Here is a 19,165-nt window from a genome sequence, read left to right on the forward strand (position 1 = left end):
ACGTTTAATGGATATTGTTGATCCTACAGATAAAACAGTTGATGCGTTAATGAAATTAGATTTGCCAGCTGGTGTAGATGTAGAAATCAAGCTGTAAAAATTTAAGTAGTAAAATGTAGTTGTAAAAGTATTGGGGGTTCGGTATAATCCGGCCTCTTTCACAGAAGTCGGTCAATTGTAATCGGCTTTTTAACTAAATAATAAGGATACGATCATGAGCTTAGGGCTTATTGGTCGCAAAGTGGGTATGACCCGCGTGTTTACTGAAGATGGCGCAAGCATCCCAGTAACCGTGTTGGAAGTTGTACCTAACCGCGTGACACAGATCAAGACAATCGCGAGCGACGGCTATACTAGCCTTCAAGTTGCTTATGGCGCTCGTCGTGCTAGCCGCATCAATAAAGCGCTGACTGGGCATTACGCCAAGTCGGGTTCAGCTGCAGGTGCTGGCATTCAAGAATTCTCGGTAACTGGTGAAGTGTTAGCTAATTACACTGAGGGCGCAAATATCACAGTTGATATTTTCCAAGTGGGTCAAATTGTTGACGTTACTGGAACCTCTTTGGGTAAGGGCTTTGCAGGTGCTATTAAGCGCCATCACTTTAAGTCTAACCGTGCTTCGCATGGTAACTCTAAATCACATAACGTACCTGGCTCTATCGGTATGGCGCAAGATCCTGGACGTGTTTTTCCTGGTAAGCGTATGCCTGGCCACTTAGGCGCAACTAAGGTGACAACGCAAAACTTGGAAATTGTTCGAGTTGATGTTGAGCGCAATTTGTTGTTGATTAAAGGTGCTATCCCTGGTTCTAAAGGTGGTGATGTTGTTGTTCGTCCTGCCATCAAAGCTAAGGCTACTAAGGCACAGGGAGGTTCTAAATAATGGAACTTAAATTACAGGATAAGAACGGTAAGGCAGTTAAAAAAGGTGTGACAGTGTCAGATGATACTTTCGGCCGTGATTTTAACGAAGCCTTAGTGCATCAAGTTGTTGTTGCCTATATGGCAAATGCACGAACAGCTACTCGCGCACAAAAAGGCCGTGGCAATGTCGCGCATACGACGCATAAGCCATACGCACAAAAAGGAACGGGTAACGCACGTGCTGGTATGACGTCGAGCCCAATCTGGCGCGGAGGTGGTCGCGCATTCCCAAATTCACCAGATGAAAATTTCAGTCACAAGGTAAACCGTAAGGCTTATCGTGCTGGTATGCAAACAATTCTATCTGAGTTGGTGCGTCAGGATCGTTTAAGTGTAGTTGAGGAGTTTGTTGTGACTACACCAAAAACTAAAGCTTTGGCTGAGAAAATCAAAGGTTTGGGTTACGAAGGTGCTGTATTAGTACTAACCGATGGTTTTGATGAGAATTTATATTTATCTTCACGCAACTTAATTAACGTAATGGTGGTTGAAGCGCAATACGCTGACCCTGTGAGCTTAGTACGTTTCCCAAATGTTGTGGCGACAGCTGCTGCAGTGAAGAAACTTGAGGAGATGCTAGCATGATAACGGCTATTACTAAGACTCAAGATCGCTTGTTGCAAGTTATCTTAGCACCGCAAATTACTGAAAAGGCAACTTACATTGCCGACAAACACCAACAAATTGCATTTATCGTACGCACAGATGCAACAAAACCAGAAATTAAGGCTGCGGTTGAGCTGGTTTTTAAAGTTGAAGTTGATAAGGTGGCTACGATCAATGTAGGCGGTAAAACAAAGCGCGCTGGCAAGGGTATTGGCAAGCGTAAAGACTGGAAAAAAGCTTATGTAAGCTTGAAGCCAGGTCAAGAAATTAACTTCGCAGCGGCTGAATAAGGAGAGATGAGATGGCATTAGTAAAAGTCAAGCCAACGTCCCCGGGTCGTCGTGGTGTAGTCAAGGTGGTAACGCCTGACCTTTATAAAGGTAAACCACACGCACCGCTGTTGGAGAGTCAAAGTAGACACGCAGGTCGTAATAATAACGGCCGAATTACAACGCGTCACCAAGGCGGTGGTCATAAACAGCATTATCGATTAATTGACTTCCGTCGTAATAAGACAGGCATACCAGCGACAGTAGAGCATATCGAATATGATCCAAATCGCACTGCGCACATTGCTTTATTGGTTTACGCAGATGGAGAGCGTCGCTACATTATTGCACCACGTGGTGTAGTTGCTGGTACGCAATTAATTAGTGGTTCAGAAGCGCCAATTAAAATTGGTAATGCGATGCCGCTTCGCAACATCCCGGTAGGTAGTACGATTCATTGTATCGAATTGCAACCTGGTAAGGGCGCGCAAATAGCACGTTCAGCAGGTACATCAGTACAGTTGCTAGCACGTGAAGGCGCTTATGCTCAATTACGTTTACGTTCAGGTGAAGTTCGCCGCGTACACGTTGATTGCATGGCAACTTTAGGTGAAGTGGGTAATGAAGAGCATTCATTGCGCTCAATCGGTAAAGCTGGTGCGATGCGCTGGCGTGGTGTTCGCCCAACCGTTCGCGGTGTGGTGATGAACCCGGTTGATCACCCGCACGGTGGTGGTGAAGGTCGTACAGCTGCAGGTATGAATCCAGTTAGCCCATGGGGTGTTAAAACTAAGGGTTATCGTACACGTAGCAGTAAACGTACAGATAATATGCGTATTAGTCGTCGTCCGAGAGGCGTAAGGTAATTTATGGCACGTTCACTTAAAAAAGGTCCATTTATTGATGGTCATTTGGCTAAAAAAGTAGAAGTTGCGGCAGCAAGTCGCGATCGTAAACCAATTAAGACTTGGTCACGACGTTCTACAATTTTCCCAGATTTTATTGGTCTTACTATTGCGATTCACAATGGTAAGCAACACATTCCAGTGTTGATTTCTGAAAACATGGTAGGTCACAAGCTCGGTGAATTTGCGTTAACGCGTACATTCAAAGGACATGCAGCCGACAAAAAAGCTAAGAAGTAGGAGCTGAAGATGCAAGTATCTGCAATATTAAAAGGTGTTCATCTTTCTCCTCAAAAGGCTAGATTGGTGGCAGACCTTGTTCGCGGCAAGAAAGTAGATCACGCACTTAACATTCTTAATTTCACACCTAAAAAAGGTGCTGAAATTATTAAGAAAGTTGTTGAATCTGCAATTGCTAATGCGGAACATAACAATGGCGCTGATATCGACGAATTGAAAGTTACTTCAATTTATGTTGATAAAGGTATTGTGCTTAAACGAATTCGTCCACGTGCAAAAGGTCGCGCTGGTCGTATTACTAAACCAACCTGTCACATTCACGTGACCGTCGGAAATTAAGGGATAAAATATGGGTCAGAAAATTCATCCAATTGGTTTCCGTTTGAGCGTCCAAAAAAATTGGTCCTCACGTTGGTATGCCAATAGCAAGAACTTCCCTGCAATGTTGCAAGGCGACATTAAAGTACGTGAGTTCTTAAACAAAAAATTAGCTGCAGCAGCTGTTAGCCGTATATTGATTGAACGTCCTGCTAAAAATGCAAAAATCACAATTTACAGTGCACGTCCTGGTGTGGTTATTGGTAAAAAAGGTGAAGATATCGAGTCTTTACGTACCGCTTTACAAGGTTTGATGGGCGTTCCAGTTCATTTGAACATTGAAGAAGTGCGTAAGCCTGAACTTGATGCAACTTTGATTGCACAATCAATCGCTCAACAACTTGAAAAGCGTGTGATGTTCCGTCGTGCCATGAAGCGTGCAATGCAAAATGCAATGCGTTTAGGTGCTCAAGGTATCAAAATCATGAGTTCAGGTCGTCTAAATGGTATCGAAATTGCTCGTACTGAATGGTATCGTGAAGGCCGTGTGCCTTTACATACACTTCGTGCTGACATAGATTACGGTGTTGCTGAAGCTTCAACAACATACGGTATTATCGGTATTAAAGTTTGGGTATTCAAAGGTGAAATTTTTGCGGGTAATGTACAGGCTCCTATCGGTGCTACTACAACTCCAGTTGCTGAGCCAGAGAAAAAAGTAAGAAAGCCGAGGGCTAAAGATGCTACAACCGTCTAGACAAAAATATCGTAAGATGCAAAAGGGCCGCAACAAGGGCATTGCAACTACGGGTAATAAAGTAAGTTTTGGTGATTTTGGTTTGAAAGCAGTTGGCCGTGGCCGTTTAACTGCGCGTCAAATTGAGGCTGCACGTCGCGTAATGACTCGTCACATTAAACGTGGTGGTCGTGTATGGATTCGCATTTTCCCAGATCAACCAATTTCTAAAAAACCTGCTGAAGTACGTATGGGTAACGGTAAAGGTAGTACAGAGTACTACGTAGCTCAAATCCAACCAGGTAAAATGTTATACGAGATGGACGGCGTGAGCGAAGAGCTTGCACGTGAAGCGTTCCGTTTGGCTGCTGCTAAGCTGCCAATTGAAACGACATTCATGACTCGTCAAATCGGCAGTTAAGGAAGGTACGCTAACATGAAAGCATCCGATTTAAGAGCAAAAAGCGCTGAAGAGCTAAATGCAGAGTTAATTGAATTGCGCCGTGCGCAATTCTCACTTCGCATGCAAGTGGCTACTCAGCAATTATCTAAAGTAGATCAGCTAGGTAAAGTACGCAAAGATGTAGCACGCGTTAAGCTTGTATTGGCTGAGAAAGCGAAACAGGCATAATAATGACTGAAACGACAAAAGTAGTACGTAGCCTTACAGGCCGCGTTGTAAGCGACAAAATGGACAAAACTGTAACAGTTTTGGTTGAGCGTAAGGTTAAGCATCCGTTAATTGGTAAAGTTGTGCGTCAATCTAAAAAATTTCATGCGCATGATGAAACTAATAGCGTTAAAGAAGGCGACGTAGTAACTATTATTGAAAGTCGCCCGCTTTCAAAAACCAAAACTTGGGTAGTTAAAACTGCTTAAGTAATTTGGCCGTAGTTTCGCATTTATTCTGAATAATGATTGCGAAGCTACACAAAGCAAGTTATAATGTTTGGCTATTTAGGCGAGCCATAAGCTCTCGCCCCAATACTGACCGGGTCTATCGGCCGTGTTAATTGAAAGTTTGTCTTTTGATTAAAAATGGCTGGTGTTGGTTTAACGGATTAAGTTGGAGATTATTCTCATGATTCAAATGCAATCTCGGCTAGAAGTTGCCGATAACACTGGTGCGCGCTCTGTGCAATGCATCAAGGTGTTAGGTGGCTCTAAGCGTCGTTACGCTGGAATTGGCGACATCATTAAGGTGAGCATCAAAGATGCTGCCCCACGTGGTCGTGTTAAAAAAGGCGAAGTTTACAGCGCGGTAGTTGTACGTACGGCTAAAGGTGTTCGTCGTCCAGATGGCTCTTTGGTTAAGTTCGACAGCAATGCTGCAGTACTGTTAAATAACAAGCTAGAACCGATTGGTACTCGTATATTCGGGCCAGTAACACGTGAATTACGTACTGAAAAATTCATGAAAATCGTTTCATTAGCGCCAGAAGTTTTGTAGGAGCTCACATGAACAAAATTCGTAAGGGTGATCAGGTCATCCTAAATACCGGTAAAGACAAAGGTAAGCAAGGTACAGTTATTAGTATTCTTGATTCGGGCCATGTTGTTGTTGAGGGTCTTAACTTGGTTAAGAAACACGCAAAGGCTAACCCGATGAAAGGTATTGCTGGAGGCATTATTGCTAAAGAAATGCCATTAGACATTTCTAACGTTGCTTTATTTAACAGTGCGACACAAAAAGGTGATCGCGTAGGCTTCAAAACTTTAGATGATGGCCGCAAAATTCGCGTATTCAAATCTAATGGCGAAGCTGTGGACGCATAGGAAGAATTATGGCGCGTTTAAAAGATTTTTATAAAGACTCAGTTGTTAAAACTTTGACTGAGCAATTTGGTTACACTTCAGTAATGCAAGTGCCTCGCATTGATAAAATCACACTTAATATGGGTGTTGGGGAAGCTGTTGCAGATAAAAAGGTAATGGAACACGCTGTTGGCGACATGGAGAAAATTGCTGGTCAAAAGGCAATCGTAACTAAAGCTAAAAAATCAGTGGCTGCATTTAAGATTCGTGATGATTATCCTGTTGGCTGTAAAGTAACTTTACGTCGCGAACGCATGTATGAGTTCTTGGATCGTTTGGTTACTGTAGCTATTCCACGTATTCGTGACTTCCGCGGTATTTCTGCGAAATCATTTGATGGTCGCGGTAACTACAACATGGGTGTTAAAGAGCAAATCATTTTTCCTGAAATTGAATACGATAAAATCGATGCAATTCGTGGAATGAATATCACTATTACAACTACTGCGAAAACGGATGAAGAAGCAAAAGCTCTGCTTGCTGCGTTTAGTTTTCCTTTCAGAGGTTAAGTTATGGCTAAAACCTGTATGACAGAACGCGAAATTAAACGTCGCGCAACTGTAAGTAAATTTGCTGTGAAACGTGCTGCGCTAGAAGCGGCAATGAATGACGTTAATGCTACAGCTGAAAGTCGCCATGAAGCGCGTTTGAAATTCCAGGCGCTTCCACGTAACTCAAGCCCAGTTCGTCTTCGTAATCGTTGTGCTTTAACTGGTCGCCCACGTGGTGTGTTTAGTAAATTCGGTATTGGGCGTAGTAAGTTACGCGATTTAATGATGAGTGGCCAAGTGCCAGGCGTCACTAAAGCCAGCTGGTAATAGGAGGATATAGCTATGAGTATGAGTGATCCGATTGCCGACATGTTGACGCGTATTCGTAATGCGCAAATGGTTAACAAAGCGGTTGTTGCTATGCCTTCATCAAATGTTAAGTCTGCTATTGCTAGCGTGCTTAAGGATGAAGGTTATATTGAAGATTTTGCGGTGCAAAAAGAAGGCAATAAGGCAACTTTGAATATTAGCCTTAAATATTATGCTGGTCGTCCAGTTATTGAGCGTATTCAGCGTATAAGCAAGCCTGGTTTGCGCGTGTACAAAGGAAGTCAAGAGATTCCTAAGGTAATGAATGGTCTTGGTGTGACAATTGTGTCCACATCCAAGGGTGTAATGACAGATCGTAAAGCTCAAGCTGCCGGTATCGGTGGTGAAGTGCTCTGCGTAGTGGCTTAAGGAGAAGCAAATGTCACGTGTTGCTAAAAATCCGGTCGCTATTCCAGAAAAGGTTGAAGTCGTATTAAGTGCTAATTCAATCAATGTAAGCGGTCCTTTAGGTAAATTATCACATCCATTAACAGATGCGGTTGTGCTTAAGCGTGAAGGTGAAACGATTACGTTTCAAGCTTCTAGTGATGCTCAGCATTCACGCGCTATGTCAGGTACATTGCGCGCTTTAGTCGCTAATATGGTTAAAGGTGTATCTGAAGGCTTTACTCGTAAACTAACGCTGGTTGGTGTTGGTTACAAGGCGGCTGCACAAGGTACGGTGCTGAACCTAGAATTAGGTTATTCACATCCAATTAATCACAAAATGCCTTCAGGTGTGACTGTGACAACTGCCACACCAACAGAAATTCTGTTAACAGGTGTTGATAAGCAGGTGATTGGCCAGGTTGCAGCGCAGATTCGTGCATATCGTGCTCCAGAGCCTTATAAAGGCAAAGGCGTTCGCTATGCAGATGAAGTTGTTGTAATTAAAGAAACCAAAAAGAAATAAGGCTTAAAAAATGAACAACGTAAATAATCGCTTGCGTCGTGCACGTAAAACCCGTGCCAAAATTGCAGAGCTAAAAGTTACACGCCTAAGTGTGCACCGTACCAATACGCACATTTACGCTCAAATTATCGCTGAAACAGGTGATAAGGTAATTGTTAGTGCTTCAACAGTAGAAGCTGACGTTCGTAAAAAAATTAAAAATGGCGGCAATGTGGAAGCAGCTGCAGCTATTGGTAAACTGATTGCTGAAAAAGCCAAAAAAGCTGGTGTTACTGCTGTTGCTTTTGATCGTTCAGGTTATAAATATCATGGTCGTATTAAAGCGTTGGCAGATGCCGCTCGCGAACACGGCTTATCCTTCTAATTGGTCTGATTGCTAAAGAGGTTAATGATGGCGAGAGAAATAGAACAGCAACAGCAGCAGACTGATGGTTTGCGCGAAAAAATGATTGCAGTTAATCGTGTAAGTAAAACGGTTAAAGGTGGTCGCATTATGAGTTTTGCAGCTCTTACTGTGGTAGGCGATGGCGATGGCGCTGTTGGCATGGGTAAGGGTAAAGCACGTGAAGTACCAGTTGCGGTACAAAAAGCTATGGATGAAGCGCGTCGTGGTATGTTAAAAATTAATTTAACTAATGGCACATTACATCACGCTGTTACAGGTGTTCATGGTGCAGCTAAAGTGTTCATTCAACCAGCTTCAGAAGGTACTGGCATTATCGCTGGTGGCGCAATGCGCGCTATTTTTGAAGTGATGGGTGTTACTAATGTTGTGGCTAAATGTATTGGTTCTACAAACCCTTACAATCTAGTTCGCGCTACTTTAAATGGCCTAGAGTCAATGAACACACCAGCAGAAATCGCAGCTAAACGCGGTAAATCAGTTGAAGAAATTAGAGGCTAATCATGGCTAAAACAAAAAAAGAAGCGACACCAATTAAAGTGACGTTGGTTAAAAGTACAATTGGACGCATTCAAGCACATAAGGCTACCGTTACTGGTTTAGGCTTACGTCGTATGCACCATACGGTTGAGTTACAAGATACTCCAGCAATTCGCGGTATGATCAATACTGTAGGCTATCTCTTAAAGGTAGAAGGATAATGCAATTAAATACAATTAAGCCTGCTGAAGGCGCAAAGAAAGAACGTCGTCGCGTTGGTCGTGGTATCGGTTCTGGTTTCGGTAAAACAGCTGGTCGTGGTCATAAAGGCCAAAAATCACGTACTGGCGGCTTTCATAAAGTGGGCTTTGAGGGCGGTCAAATGCCTATACAACGCCGCTTGCCAAAACGTGGTTTTAAATCACTAACAAAAGCTAAAACAGCACATGTACGTACTAGTGAATTGGCTCTAATTCCAAATGAAGTGATTGATTTGTTGGCGTTAAAGGCAGCTAATATCGTTTCTGGTACTGTTAATAATGCTAAATTGTTTTTGTCTGGCGATGTTACAAAAAAATATAACATCCAAGGGTTGCTTTTAACTAAAGGCGCACGTGCCGCAGTTGAAGCCGCTGGCGGTAAGATTTTAGAAGCTGCGTAAGAGTAATATTTTGGCACAAGATGGATTGTTAAAAACAGCATCAAAAATGGGAGAGCTTAAAAGCCGCTTGTTTTTTGTGCTTGGAGCATTAATCGTATTTCGCCTCGGTGCTCATGTGCCGGTTCCCGGGATCGATCCAGTAGTACTTGCGAAGCTTTTTGAATCTCAAAGCGGTGGCATTTTAGGCATGTTTAACATGTTCTCTGGTGGTGCTCTTTCAAGGTTTACTGTTTTTGCTTTAGGTATCATGCCTTATATCTCTGCATCAATTATTATGCAGTTAATGTCGGCAGTTTCACCTAAGTTGGAGCAGTTGAAGAAAGAAGGCGAAGCTGGTCGCAGAGTTATTACGAAATATACGCGTTACGGCACTGTCGTATTGGCGACATTTCAAGCTTTAGGTATTGCAATAGCTTTAGAAAGTCAGCCGGGTCTAGTTTTAGATCCGGGAATGATGTTCAGACTTACTGCTGTTGTTACGCTTGTTAGCGGCACAATGTTTTTGATGTGGTTAGGTGAGCAAATTACTGAGCGTGGTATTGGTAATGGTATCTCTATTATCATTTTTGCTGGTATTGTTGCCGGCTTGCCAAGCGCACTAGGTACAACAGCGGAGATGGTCAATACAGGAGCATTTAGTATACCGTTAGCATTTTTCTTGTTAGTGGCAGTCGTTTTGGTAACAGCACTGGTGGTTTTTGTTGAGCGTGGTCAACGTAAAATTACGGTAAATTACGCAAAGCGCCAAGTGGGAAATAAGGTATATGGCGGTCAAACGACGCATCTTCCTTTGAAATTAAATATGGCAGGTGTAATTCCACCAATTTTTGCTGCAAGTATTATTATGTTCCCGGCAACATTGGCGGGCTGGTTTGGTAGCAAAGAAAGTATGTATTGGCTTAAAGATGCAGCAGCAGCATTATCTCCTGGTCAACCAATCTATATTTTGTTTTTTACAGTGGCAATTGTTTTCTTTTGCTTTTTTTATACAGCATTGCAGTTTAATCCAAAAGATACTGCGGATAATCTAAAGAAAAGTGGTGCTTTTGTACCAGGTATTCGACCTGGAGATCAAACCGCTAAGTACATCGATAGAATTATGGGTCGATTGACTTTGATAGGCGCTATATACATTACATTAGTTTGTTTGTTGCCCGAATTTTTAAGATTGAAATTTAATACGCCATTTTATTTCGGCGGCACTTCGTTACTAATTATTGTTGTTGTGACGATGGATTTTATGACGCAGGTACAGTCTCACTTGATGTCGAACCAATATGAAGGTTTGCTTAAAAAAGCAAATTTCAAAGGTAATGCTAAAAAATAGTAAGTGAAATATAAGTTTTAATTTAAGAATCCGAAGTTAAAGAAGTGATGGAGTTATAAATGAGAGTTCGTGCATCTGTTAAAGCATTATGCCGTAATTGTAAAGTTGTTCGCCGTCGTGGTGTTGTACGTATCATTTGTACAGACCCACGTCATAAACAACGCCAAGGATAATAGAGTTTTATTAATCCAATTAGTGGTTGTTGGATATAGCCACTAATTAAGTTGGTCAATATTTTAATTGATCAGAAGATAAGCTAATTGATATAAATTGGTTTTACTGTTAAAATCCTCGACTTTTTTAAAGCAATGGATTTTAGGTAAACCTAAATTTGGAGTAAAGTATGGCGCGTATTGCAGGGGTAAACATCCCAAATAACAAACATGCTGATGTTGCATTAACTGCAATTTTTGGCATTGGACGTGTTACAGCACAAAAAATTTGTGCTGCAGCTGGCGTTCTAGCAACAACAAAAATGAAAGACTTAAATGACGCAGATGTAGATAAATTGCGTGATGAAGTTGCTAAAGAAAAAGTTGAAGGTGATCTACGTCGCGAAGTTTCTATGAATATCAAACGATTGATGGATTTAGGATGCTATCGTGGTGTTCGTCACCGCCGTGGTTTGCCAGTTCGTGGTCAGCGTACAAAAACAAATGCGCGTACACGTAAAGGTCCTGTTAAAGCGATTAAACAAGCTAAGTAAGCTGTTAATTAGCTCAAAATTTTAGGTTTACACATTTCAGTAAGATTTATTGGTAAGGAAAGTGCAACATGGCAAAAGCTAATGTACGCGTAAGAAAAAAAGTTAAAAAGAATATTGCAGAGGGTATTGCCCACGTGCATGCATCTTTTAACAATACCATCATCACCATTACAGATCGCCAAGGTAACGCACTGTCATGGGCTACTTCTGGTGGCCAAGGTTTTAAAGGCTCACGTAAGAGTACGCCTTTTGCTGCACAGGTTGCTGCAGAGGTTGCTGGTAAATCAGCACAAGAAAATGGTGTTAAGAATTTAGAAGTGCGTATTAAAGGCCCAGGCCCAGGTCGTGAATCTGCAGTGCGCGCGCTTAATGCAGCTGGTTTTAAAATCACCAGCATAACTGATGTGACGCCAGTACCACACAACGGCTGCCGTCCACCTAAAAAACGCCGCATTTAAGTTGAGCTTAAGCTCACTATAGTAGAAATAACAGGAGAATCCCTTGGCTAGAAATTTAGACCCTAAGTGCCGTCAATGTCGTCGTGAAGGCGAAAAGCTTTTTTTAAAGGCTGAGAAATGCTTCACTGACAAATGTGCAATCGAAAAACGTAACTTCCCACCTGGGCAGCATGGTCAACGTCGCAACCAACGTTTGTCAGACTACGGTGTTCAATTGCGTGAAAAACAAAAAGTTCGTCGTATTTACGGCGTACTAGAAGCTCAATTCCGTAGCTACTACGCAGAAGCAGATCGCCAAAAAGGCATCACTGGTGAAAACTTATTGCAACTTTTAGAGTGTCGTTTAGATAACGTTACTTACCGCATGGGTCTTGGTGGTTCACGTACTGAAGCTCGACAAATTGTGCGTCACAATAGCATTTTGGTAAATGGACGTCGTGTAAATATTCCTTCATACCAAGTTAAAGCTGGTGATGTAGTGAGTGTGGCTGAGTCTTCTAAAACACAATTACGTATCAAAGGTGCTTTAGAGGCTGCTGAACAACGTGGCTTCCCAGCATGGATTGAAGTGGATGTTAAAGCACTTAAAGGTACCTTTAAGGCAAAGCCGCAACGTGATGAATTGCCACCAACAATCAATGAGTCCTTGGTTGTTGAGCTTTACTCAAAATAATTAAGATTTAAATTGTTAAGTTAAGTGAGTCGTTTAGCGACTCACTTAAACATTTGCTCTGATACCGCAAGGTTATAGAGATTAATACAAAAAATTAAAAGGTATAACTATGCAAAACAGTCCTACCGAATACTTAAAACCACGTGTAGTAGATGTAGAGGTCTTATCTCCATTGCGCGCACGTGTAACGTTAGAGCCGATGGAACGTGGCTTTGGCTACACATTAGGTAATGCTTTACGTCGTGTTTTATTATCTTCAATTCCTGGCTTTGCCATTACAGAAGTTAAAATTGACGGTGTTGTACATGAGTATTCTACTTTAGATGGCGTGCAAGAAGATGTAGTAGATATTCTACTTAATCTTAAAGGCGTAGCTTTAAAGTTAAATACAAAATCAGAAACTATTTTAGTTTTAAATAAATCGGTTGAGGGCGTTGTAACTGCTGGTGATTTTGAAACTGGCCATGATGCTGAAATTGTCAACCCTGATCATGTGATTGCTCACCTGACTAAAGGCGGTAAGCTTAATTTAGAAGTTAAAGTAGCTATGGGTCGTGGTTATCAACCTGTTCCTGCACGCCAAAAAGCAAATGAAGAAGATCGTGTGCTTGGTTTTATAATGGTTGATGCGTCATTTAGCCCAATCAATAAAGTTAGCTATCAAGTGGAAAGCGCCCGCGTTGAGCAACGTACTGATTTGGATAAATTGGTGATGGATGTTGAAACTAACGGCGTCATTGAACCTGAACAAGCCATTCGCGATGCAGCACGTATCTTAATGGGTCAACTCTCTGTATTCGCCGATTTAGAAGGTGCGCCAAGCGAAGTGGAAGTTAAATCAGCTCCGCAAGTAGATCCAATCTTACTGCGCCCAGTAGATGACTTGGAATTAACTGTACGTTCTGCAAATTGCTTGAAAGCAGAAAATATATTCTACATAGGTGATTTGATCCAACGTACTGAGAATGAGCTTTTAAAAGCGCCAAACCTAGGACGTAAATCACTGAATGAGATTAAAGATGTATTAGCAACTCGTGGCCTAACATTAGGCATGAAATTAGAAAACTGGCCACCTGTTGGTCTTGAAAAAGCTTAATTTTTTAAGCTTAAAATAGAAACTTTAAGGAATTACTATGCGTCACGGTAATAGCAATCGTAAATTAAATCGTACTAGCAGCCATCGTGCAGCGATGTTTCGTAACATGACTGCGTCATTATTACGTCACGAGGTCATTAAAACTACTTTACCAAAAGCAAAAGAACTGCGTAAGTTTGCAGAACCTCTGATTACTCTTGGTAAAACATCAACCTTGGCGAATCGACGCTTGGCGTTTAGTCGTATACGTGATAATGATATTGTCACTAAGTTGTTTGGTGAATTAGGTCCACGTTACCTTGCACGTAATGGCGGTTACTTACGTGTTTTGAAATGTGGTTTCCGTAATGGTGATAATGCACCTATGGCATTGGTTGAGTTGGTTGATCGCCCAGATACAGGTCTAGAGGCTACAGTAACGGAATAAGCGTAAAGCTACCTCAGTAACCAACTAAAAAGCCAGCTATATGCTGGCTTTTTAGTTGGTTGAAAATATAATGCTAGCGATTGCTACTTAGAATAAATTGTTCTAGTTCCAATAATGAGAAAGGCCACTGAAATTCAGCGTTGTCATTCAATCGCCGTACAACAGGTATTCTTGTGCCATATTTTTCAATTAGCTCGTCACTTCCAGAGATTTCTATTGTTGTAAAATGCACATCATATTGCTTAGTTAGAGTTAACAGTAAGATTTCTGCCTCGTCACATAAGTGGCAGTGTGATGTTGAGTATAATCGTAATTGTATCATTTCATTACTCTATCAATTATTAAGTGATGTACTAGATATTTTTTTAAATTTCAGTCAAAAAGCTTAATTTCTGACGAAAATAAACCATAATGGCACATATCTAAATTTACGATATTAGCTAAATCAGCCACTATTATTCACAGGTTAACATGGCAGAAAATCAAGAATATAAAGAAAGTTTAAGCGAAAATCTGCAACAGGTAATTACCTTGCTAGAAAAACATAAGCTGGTTGAAGAGCTTGTGCATAAACAAGCGATGGCAAATCATGACCTTGTAGAATCGCTAGTTCATAAACAAAATCTTTATGAATTGCAAAAGAAGTTGGACGCATTGCATCCAGCTGATGTTGCTGACATTCTTGAAGCGCTACCTTTAGAGCAGCGTTTAGATGTCTGGGAGCTAGTTAAAGCGGATAGGGACGGTGATATCCTGCTGGAGGTGTCGGATGCCGTTCGCCAGACACTGATTGCGGACATGGATTCACAAGAGTTGCTTGCGGCAGCAGAGCAACTTGACACAGATGAGCTGGCCGATTTAGCGCCAGATTTGCCTAAAGATGTACTTCAAGACTTACTCGATAGTCTAGATTCTCAAAATAGAGCACGCTTGCAATCTGCTTTATCCTATTCGGATGATGCTGTTGGTTCTATCATGGATTTCGATATTGTTACCATTCGTGAAGACATCACGCTTGAAGTTGCTTTACGCTATATGCGCCGTTTAGGTAGCTTACCTGACCATACTGATAAATTATTTGTCGTCGATAGAGATGGCATACTGCGTGGCGTACTTCCTTTAAAGCGCTTGGTCGTCAATGATTTGGATGCCAATGTGGCTGATGTAATGGCGGAGGATGCGGTTACTTTTCATCCAGAAGACATTGCTGATGACGCGGCAAAAGCCTTTGAGCGTTACGATCTAGTAACTGCGCCTGTTATCGATAATGAAAACAAATTGGTTGGCCGCGTTACAGTAGATGCCGTGATGGACTATATTCGTGAAGAAACTGAAAGCGACATGTTATCTATGGCAGGCTTGCGTGAAGAGGAAGACTTTTTCGCGTCCATTTGGAAGTCTGTGCAAAACCGTTGGGCATGGCTGGCGCTGAATTTAATGACTGCTATTGTGGCGTCACGAGTGATAGGTTTGTTTGAAGGCTCGATTGAAAAGATAGTTGCATTAGCCGCGTTAATGCCAATTGTGGCAGGTATCGGTGGAAACTCAGGCAATCAGACCACCACAATGATAGTCCGCGGTTTAGCTTTAGGACAAGTGGCCTCTCACAATATGAAATCACTCATCACAAAAGAGATTGGCGTTGCCTTGCTAAATGGGCTGATATGGGGGGGCGTGCTCGCAGTAATTGCCTATGCCTTATATGGAAATTACCACCTAGGTTTAGTCATGATGGCCGCAATGACACTCAATTTAATATTAGCTGCATTAATGGGTGTAATGATTCCTTTAATTATGAACAAGCTTGGACGCGACCCAGCTGTTGGTTCAAGTGTGCTGATAACAGCAGTGACTGATAGTGGTGGATTCTTTATCTTTTTGGGGTTAGCTACAATCTTTCTTATTTAGCATTTAGAGCACAATTTCTTAAATTAACTTTCGTGTGCAACCTCTTAACTACTAAACAACTTACTAAAAGGTGTAGTATTTACAACAAATTATGAATCAAGAAATTCAATTGATTTGGCAAGAAGTACTCAACGATATTTCTACAGCTGCTGCCTTATGGCAGTTCGCTATCATTATTGCTGCCTCAGTATTGGCTTGGGCGATTAATGGTGCCCTGCGTGCCTATGTGATGCGTAATGCACCAGAAAACTGGAAGCTGGGCATTGGTGGTATCAATCGTGTGTTATTTCCGTTGAGTACTCTTATTTTTGTCTATATTGCACAAGCGATTCTTGCACATTGGCAACATACAAGCTTGTTACACCTTGCTGGCAAGCTACTATTGGCCATGGCGGCAATTCGTTTGCTTGTGTATGCCGTACGCTATATCGTTGCGCCAGGTGGTTTACTTAAAACGCTTGAAAATACTGTCGCAGGTTTTATCTGGATTCTAACCGCTTTGCATTTAAGTGGATTTCTGCCTGAAATGTTAAGTGCACTCGAAGAAATAAAATTTAGCATTGGTAAAAATTCATTAAATTTACTACTAGCGGTACAAGCATTACTCACCATATTAGTAACTATTTTTATAACCTTGTGGTTTAGCCGTGTGGTAGAAAATAGGTTGATGAATGCACAGAATGTAAATATGAATTTACGCGTGGTGCTATCTAAACTTTTGCGTATATTCTTGTTATTTATCGGCGTGCTCATTGGGCTATCAGCTGTAGGTTTAGATATCACCATGCTTTCAGTATTTGGTGGAGCCTTAGGTGTCGGCCTAGGGTTCGGTTTGCAGCGTATTGTAAGTAATTACATTAGTGGCTTTGTTATCTTGCTAGATAAGTCCATGCAAATTGGTGATGTGCTGACAATCGATACCCATTATGGCGTAGTGAGTGATTTGCGCACACGTTACTTGGTGTTGCGCAAGTTGGACGGAACGGAAGTCATTATTCCAAATGAAAACTTGATTATTAATCCGGTAATCAATCATTCGTCGGCTGACCATAAAGCAAGGGTCCAGTTACCTGTGCAAATCAGTTATGGTAGCTCTTTAGAGTTAGCCATGGAGTTGATGCATGAAATTGCGATGCGGCACCCACGCGTACTTGAATTGCCTTTGCCTGCAGTTCAAATCCAAGGTTTTGGGGAAAATGGCATAGATTTGGCAATGAATCTTTGGATACCAGATCCTGAAGAGGGTTATGCTAATTTAAAGACTGAAATTTATCTGGAAGTTTGGCGGGCTTTTCAAAAAAACAATATTTCTATACCCTACCCGCAACGAGAAGTGCGCATTTTAAATGAACCGCAACCTGAAGCTTAAGTCACGGTTTTAGTCGCAAGTTTTTACACTGCAATTGATTCGATCAATTGTATCTATCAATAAAAAAACCCGCACTAAGCGGGTTTTTTATAAACTTACAAGTAATAAACGAATTACTATTTAAGTTTAGTTTCTTTATACATCACATGTTGGCGAACAACTGGATCAAATTTCTTGATTTCCATTTTACCTGGCATTGTACGTTTATTTTTAGTAGTGGTATAAAAATGGCCTGTACCAGCACTTGATTCTAATTTGATTTTTTCACGCATAATATTCTACCTTTAGATTTTATGGCCGCCAGCACGCAAATCAGCAAGCACGGCATCAATACCGTTTTTGTCGATAGTACGTAAAGCATTGTTAGTAATGCGGAGGCTTACCCAGCGATTTTCGCTCTCAACCCAAAATTTGCGGTTTTGCAAATTAGGTAAAAAACGACGTTTTGTTCTGTTATTAGCGTGAGAAACAGTGTTACCCACCATTGGCTTTTTGCCAGTTACCATACATACACGTGCCATAGTTTTGATCCTTAACGCTTAATCTTGAAATACGTTGCTTTTTTAGAAAGACCGCAATTATAGTACGAAAGTGAATCTATTCTCAAGGGAAATATCAGTTAAATTGTAATAATATTCATATTATTAGCGCATTTAAGCAAGATTAGTGTTTGCCCGTACTACCAAAACCACCTTCGCCACGCACGCTCGCGTCAAAATCATCTACTAAATGAAAGTCGGCTTGCAGAACAGGCACGATGACCAGTTGCGCAATACGCTCCATGGGGTTGAGTTCAAATGCAGTATTCCCACGATTCCAGCAGGACACCATGAGTTGACCTTGGTAATCGGAATCAATTAAACCAATCAAGTTGCCTAAAACAATACCATGCTTATGACCAAGCCCTGAGCGCGGTAAAATCAGCGCAGCATGGTAAATATTGTCTAAATGAATCGCCATGCCAGTAGGGATGAGTGTGGTCTCACCAGGTTGTAAGGTAATAGGCGCGTCAATGCAGGCACGTAAATCTAAGCCTGCAGAACCCTCAGTGGCGTAGGTTGGCATCTGTTCATGCAGGCGGTCATCAAGAATTTTTAGGTCGACAATAATTTTCATAACACTCTCAGTAATATGGATTGGTAATATGGTGGACGTATTTAGATTAGCATTAAACACTAAAACATCACTAAAATCACTAGCTAATGCCTATGTAGATAATCAAGAAAAAACCCGCCGAAGCGGGTTGGTTGATATTTCAGACTTAGAACTTATAGTTTGCATTTAGGCCTAGAAGGTATGTTCTATCTGAAGCAGGTTCGTAGTAGCGGCCTCCTGTAGCTGTAGTGTCATTAATCCGAACGGATCCAATGTAGTCTTTATCAAACATATTTTCCACTCGTAAAAATTCGCTTAAATGCCAGTTGCTAATATTTTGTTCAAAGCCAGCGCGTAAGTTAAAAATTGTGTAAGAAGGTGCAGTATCGGTGTTTGTGTCATTAACATACACCTTACTATTATGACGACCTTCAAAAGCAGTGCTAAAGCCAAGAGGCGCATATTTCCAGGCAGCTTCACCGTACAGTTGTGTTTTGTAAGTGCCTGGAATTTTATTGCCGGAAGTAATAGCACCAAAATCGGAATCAAACTTTGCATTCAGAAGGGAGTATGAAAAGTAGGTGGATATATTGTTGGCAAATTTAGAGTCGATAGAAAGTTCTGCACCAGTACGTTTGGTGTCGTTCGCATTGGTATAGACTGATCTACCAGAATTACTTGTACTCACTACAAGCTCATCTTTTGTCGTTATTCTAAACAAGTTTAGGTTAGCTTGAGTATTGTCGCTAATAAACGCTTTCGCACCTAATTCAAAATTTCGGCTTTCACTAGGTTTTAAATTAAGATTAGGTGTTGCATTTCCACTCGTACTATTATACGCAGCCTCAATAAAAGTAGGTGTTTCAAAACCTCTTCCATAATTTGCGTAAAGATTAATAATTGGTGTTACTTTCCAAACCGCACCAATCACTGGGGTGGTTTTTTTATATTCTACTGTGCCGCTATTGTCTAAATT

Annotated in this window: 35 protein-coding genes; 30 read left to right on the forward strand and 5 right to left on the reverse strand. The window is 41.4% G+C overall.

Annotated elements, in window-relative coordinates:
• From HOO90_RS07940 to rplQ, 28 genes are all read left to right on the forward strand, one after another.
• A partial coding sequence (locus tag HOO90_RS07940) for a 30S ribosomal protein S10 (protein WP_292841911.1) occupies window positions 1-97 on the forward strand: 97 nt, incomplete at its 5' end.
• 117 nt (window positions 98-214) lie between these two features.
• A complete protein-coding gene (rplC, locus tag HOO90_RS07945) occupies window positions 215-883 on the forward strand; it encodes a 50S ribosomal protein L3 (RefSeq protein ID WP_292841839.1) in 669 nt (222 codons plus the stop codon).
• On the forward strand, window positions 883-1,509 hold the full coding sequence (rplD, locus tag HOO90_RS07950; RefSeq protein WP_292841841.1) for a 50S ribosomal protein L4: 627 nt from the start codon (window positions 883-885) through the stop codon (window positions 1,507-1,509). The genes rplC and rplD overlap by 1 nt, the downstream gene beginning before the upstream one ends.
• Entirely contained in the window at window positions 1,506-1,820 is a 315-nt protein-coding gene (rplW, locus tag HOO90_RS07955; RefSeq protein ID WP_292841843.1) for a 50S ribosomal protein L23, read from the forward strand. The genes rplD and rplW overlap by 4 nt, the downstream gene beginning before the upstream one ends.
• A gap of 11 nt (window positions 1,821-1,831) precedes the next feature.
• The gene (gene rplB / locus HOO90_RS07960) at window positions 1,832-2,665 is read left to right on the forward strand and encodes a 50S ribosomal protein L2 (RefSeq protein WP_292841845.1); all 834 of its coding nucleotides are present in this window, start codon (window positions 1,832-1,834) and stop codon (window positions 2,663-2,665) included.
• 3 nt (window positions 2,666-2,668) lie between these two features.
• Window positions 2,669-2,944: a 30S ribosomal protein S19 gene (gene rpsS, locus HOO90_RS07965; protein ID WP_292841848.1), complete on the forward strand. Its 276-nt coding sequence runs from the start codon at window positions 2,669-2,671 to the stop codon at window positions 2,942-2,944.
• A 9-nt stretch (window positions 2,945-2,953) separates the two neighbouring features.
• Window positions 2,954-3,283 (forward strand): 50S ribosomal protein L22, encoded by a 330-nt coding sequence (gene rplV, locus HOO90_RS07970; RefSeq protein ID WP_013147044.1) that lies wholly within the window; start codon window positions 2,954-2,956, stop codon window positions 3,281-3,283.
• Window positions 3,284-3,293: 10 nt separating this feature from the next.
• Window positions 3,294-4,019: a 30S ribosomal protein S3 gene (gene rpsC / locus HOO90_RS07975; RefSeq protein WP_292841856.1), complete on the forward strand. Its 726-nt coding sequence runs from the start codon at window positions 3,294-3,296 to the stop codon at window positions 4,017-4,019.
• Window positions 4,003-4,419: a 50S ribosomal protein L16 gene (gene rplP, locus HOO90_RS07980; protein WP_013147046.1), complete on the forward strand. Its 417-nt coding sequence runs from the start codon at window positions 4,003-4,005 to the stop codon at window positions 4,417-4,419. Before rpsC ends, rplP begins: the two co-directional genes overlap by 17 nt.
• Window positions 4,420-4,434: 15 nt before the next feature.
• Window positions 4,435-4,629, forward strand: coding sequence for a 50S ribosomal protein L29 (gene rpmC / locus HOO90_RS07985; RefSeq protein ID WP_292841859.1), 195 nt, complete (start codon window positions 4,435-4,437; stop codon window positions 4,627-4,629).
• Between the two features lie 2 nt (window positions 4,630-4,631).
• Window positions 4,632-4,877, forward strand: a complete 246-nt coding sequence (rpsQ, locus tag HOO90_RS07990) for a 30S ribosomal protein S17 (protein ID WP_292841861.1) — start codon at window positions 4,632-4,634, stop codon at window positions 4,875-4,877.
• A 202-nt stretch (window positions 4,878-5,079) separates the two neighbouring features.
• Window positions 5,080-5,448, forward strand: coding sequence for a 50S ribosomal protein L14 (rplN, locus tag HOO90_RS07995; RefSeq protein WP_292841863.1), 369 nt, complete (start codon window positions 5,080-5,082; stop codon window positions 5,446-5,448).
• A gap of 8 nt (window positions 5,449-5,456) precedes the next feature.
• Window positions 5,457-5,774, forward strand: a complete 318-nt coding sequence (rplX, locus tag HOO90_RS08000) for a 50S ribosomal protein L24 (protein ID WP_292841865.1) — start codon at window positions 5,457-5,459, stop codon at window positions 5,772-5,774.
• An 8-nt stretch (window positions 5,775-5,782) separates the two neighbouring features.
• The gene (rplE, locus tag HOO90_RS08005; protein WP_292841867.1) at window positions 5,783-6,322 is read left to right on the forward strand and encodes a 50S ribosomal protein L5; all 540 of its coding nucleotides are present in this window, start codon (window positions 5,783-5,785) and stop codon (window positions 6,320-6,322) included.
• A gap of 3 nt (window positions 6,323-6,325) precedes the next feature.
• Window positions 6,326-6,631: a 30S ribosomal protein S14 gene (gene rpsN / locus HOO90_RS08010; RefSeq protein WP_292841869.1), complete on the forward strand. Its 306-nt coding sequence runs from the start codon at window positions 6,326-6,328 to the stop codon at window positions 6,629-6,631.
• A gap of 15 nt (window positions 6,632-6,646) precedes the next feature.
• Window positions 6,647-7,042: a 30S ribosomal protein S8 gene (gene rpsH, locus HOO90_RS08015; RefSeq protein ID WP_292841871.1), complete on the forward strand. Its 396-nt coding sequence runs from the start codon at window positions 6,647-6,649 to the stop codon at window positions 7,040-7,042.
• Between the two features lie 10 nt (window positions 7,043-7,052).
• Window positions 7,053-7,586, forward strand: coding sequence for a 50S ribosomal protein L6 (rplF, locus tag HOO90_RS08020; protein ID WP_292841873.1), 534 nt, complete (start codon window positions 7,053-7,055; stop codon window positions 7,584-7,586).
• Window positions 7,587-7,596: 10 nt separating this feature from the next.
• Window positions 7,597-7,950, forward strand: coding sequence for a 50S ribosomal protein L18 (rplR, locus tag HOO90_RS08025; protein WP_292841875.1), 354 nt, complete (start codon window positions 7,597-7,599; stop codon window positions 7,948-7,950).
• A gap of 27 nt (window positions 7,951-7,977) precedes the next feature.
• Window positions 7,978-8,490, forward strand: coding sequence for a 30S ribosomal protein S5 (rpsE, locus tag HOO90_RS08030; RefSeq protein ID WP_292841877.1), 513 nt, complete (start codon window positions 7,978-7,980; stop codon window positions 8,488-8,490).
• A gap of 2 nt (window positions 8,491-8,492) precedes the next feature.
• Entirely contained in the window at window positions 8,493-8,690 is a 198-nt protein-coding gene (gene rpmD / locus HOO90_RS08035) for a 50S ribosomal protein L30 (RefSeq protein WP_292841879.1), read from the forward strand.
• Window positions 8,690-9,130, forward strand: coding sequence for a 50S ribosomal protein L15 (gene rplO, locus HOO90_RS08040; RefSeq protein ID WP_292841881.1), 441 nt, complete (start codon window positions 8,690-8,692; stop codon window positions 9,128-9,130). The genes rpmD and rplO overlap by 1 nt, the downstream gene beginning before the upstream one ends.
• A 10-nt stretch (window positions 9,131-9,140) precedes the next feature.
• On the forward strand, window positions 9,141-10,457 hold the full coding sequence (gene secY / locus HOO90_RS08045) for a preprotein translocase subunit SecY (protein WP_292841883.1): 1,317 nt from the start codon (window positions 9,141-9,143) through the stop codon (window positions 10,455-10,457).
• A gap of 59 nt (window positions 10,458-10,516) precedes the next feature.
• On the forward strand, window positions 10,517-10,630 hold the full coding sequence (gene rpmJ, locus HOO90_RS08050) for a 50S ribosomal protein L36 (protein WP_013147060.1): 114 nt from the start codon (window positions 10,517-10,519) through the stop codon (window positions 10,628-10,630).
• A 170-nt stretch (window positions 10,631-10,800) separates the two neighbouring features.
• The gene (rpsM, locus tag HOO90_RS08055) at window positions 10,801-11,163 is read left to right on the forward strand and encodes a 30S ribosomal protein S13 (protein ID WP_292841889.1); all 363 of its coding nucleotides are present in this window, start codon (window positions 10,801-10,803) and stop codon (window positions 11,161-11,163) included.
• Window positions 11,164-11,231: 68 nt separating this feature from the next.
• Window positions 11,232-11,621, forward strand: coding sequence for a 30S ribosomal protein S11 (rpsK, locus tag HOO90_RS08060; RefSeq protein WP_013147062.1), 390 nt, complete (start codon window positions 11,232-11,234; stop codon window positions 11,619-11,621).
• A gap of 43 nt (window positions 11,622-11,664) precedes the next feature.
• A complete protein-coding gene (rpsD, locus tag HOO90_RS08065) occupies window positions 11,665-12,294 on the forward strand; it encodes a 30S ribosomal protein S4 (RefSeq protein WP_013147063.1) in 630 nt (209 codons plus the stop codon).
• Window positions 12,295-12,403: 109 nt separating this feature from the next.
• Window positions 12,404-13,390, forward strand: coding sequence for a DNA-directed RNA polymerase subunit alpha (gene rpoA, locus HOO90_RS08070; RefSeq protein WP_013147064.1), 987 nt, complete (start codon window positions 12,404-12,406; stop codon window positions 13,388-13,390).
• Between the two features lie 37 nt (window positions 13,391-13,427).
• Window positions 13,428-13,817, forward strand: a complete 390-nt coding sequence (rplQ, locus tag HOO90_RS08075; RefSeq protein WP_292841896.1) for a 50S ribosomal protein L17 — start codon at window positions 13,428-13,430, stop codon at window positions 13,815-13,817.
• 73 nt (window positions 13,818-13,890) lie between these two features.
• Here the strand turns inward: rplQ and HOO90_RS08080 are convergent, their stop codons facing one another.
• Window positions 13,891-14,139 (reverse strand): glutaredoxin family protein, encoded by a 249-nt coding sequence (locus HOO90_RS08080; protein WP_292841898.1) that lies wholly within the window; start codon window positions 14,137-14,139, stop codon window positions 13,891-13,893.
• 149 nt (window positions 14,140-14,288) lie between these two features.
• Between HOO90_RS08080 and mgtE the strand changes: the two genes are divergently transcribed.
• Together mgtE and HOO90_RS08090 are read left to right on the forward strand one after the other, a co-directional pair.
• Window positions 14,289-15,725: a magnesium transporter gene (gene mgtE / locus HOO90_RS08085; RefSeq protein ID WP_292841900.1), complete on the forward strand. Its 1,437-nt coding sequence runs from the start codon at window positions 14,289-14,291 to the stop codon at window positions 15,723-15,725.
• Between the two features lie 91 nt (window positions 15,726-15,816).
• Window positions 15,817-17,094, forward strand: coding sequence for a mechanosensitive ion channel domain-containing protein (locus tag HOO90_RS08090; RefSeq protein ID WP_292841902.1), 1,278 nt, complete (start codon window positions 15,817-15,819; stop codon window positions 17,092-17,094).
• A 116-nt stretch (window positions 17,095-17,210) separates the two neighbouring features.
• On the opposite strand, the gene rpmG is transcribed toward HOO90_RS08090, so the two are convergent.
• The 4 genes from rpmG to HOO90_RS08110 form a co-directional block, all read right to left on the reverse strand.
• On the reverse strand, window positions 17,211-17,366 hold the full coding sequence (rpmG, locus tag HOO90_RS08095) for a 50S ribosomal protein L33 (protein ID WP_013147069.1): 156 nt from the start codon (window positions 17,364-17,366) through the stop codon (window positions 17,211-17,213).
• Between the two features lie 12 nt (window positions 17,367-17,378).
• Entirely contained in the window at window positions 17,379-17,615 is a 237-nt protein-coding gene (gene rpmB, locus HOO90_RS08100; protein ID WP_292841905.1) for a 50S ribosomal protein L28, read from the reverse strand.
• Between the two features lie 142 nt (window positions 17,616-17,757).
• Complete coding sequence (dut, locus tag HOO90_RS08105) at window positions 17,758-18,210, reverse strand: dUTP diphosphatase (RefSeq protein WP_292841907.1); 453 nt, start codon at window positions 18,208-18,210, stop codon at window positions 17,758-17,760.
• Between the two features lie 145 nt (window positions 18,211-18,355).
• On the reverse strand, window positions 18,356-19,165 hold an 810-nt coding region (locus HOO90_RS08110), incomplete at its 5' end, for a TonB-dependent receptor (protein WP_292841909.1).

The sequence above is a fragment of the Methylotenera sp. genome, from assembly GCF_013141425.1.
Taxonomy (GTDB): Bacteria; Pseudomonadota; Gammaproteobacteria; order Burkholderiales; family Methylophilaceae; genus Methylotenera.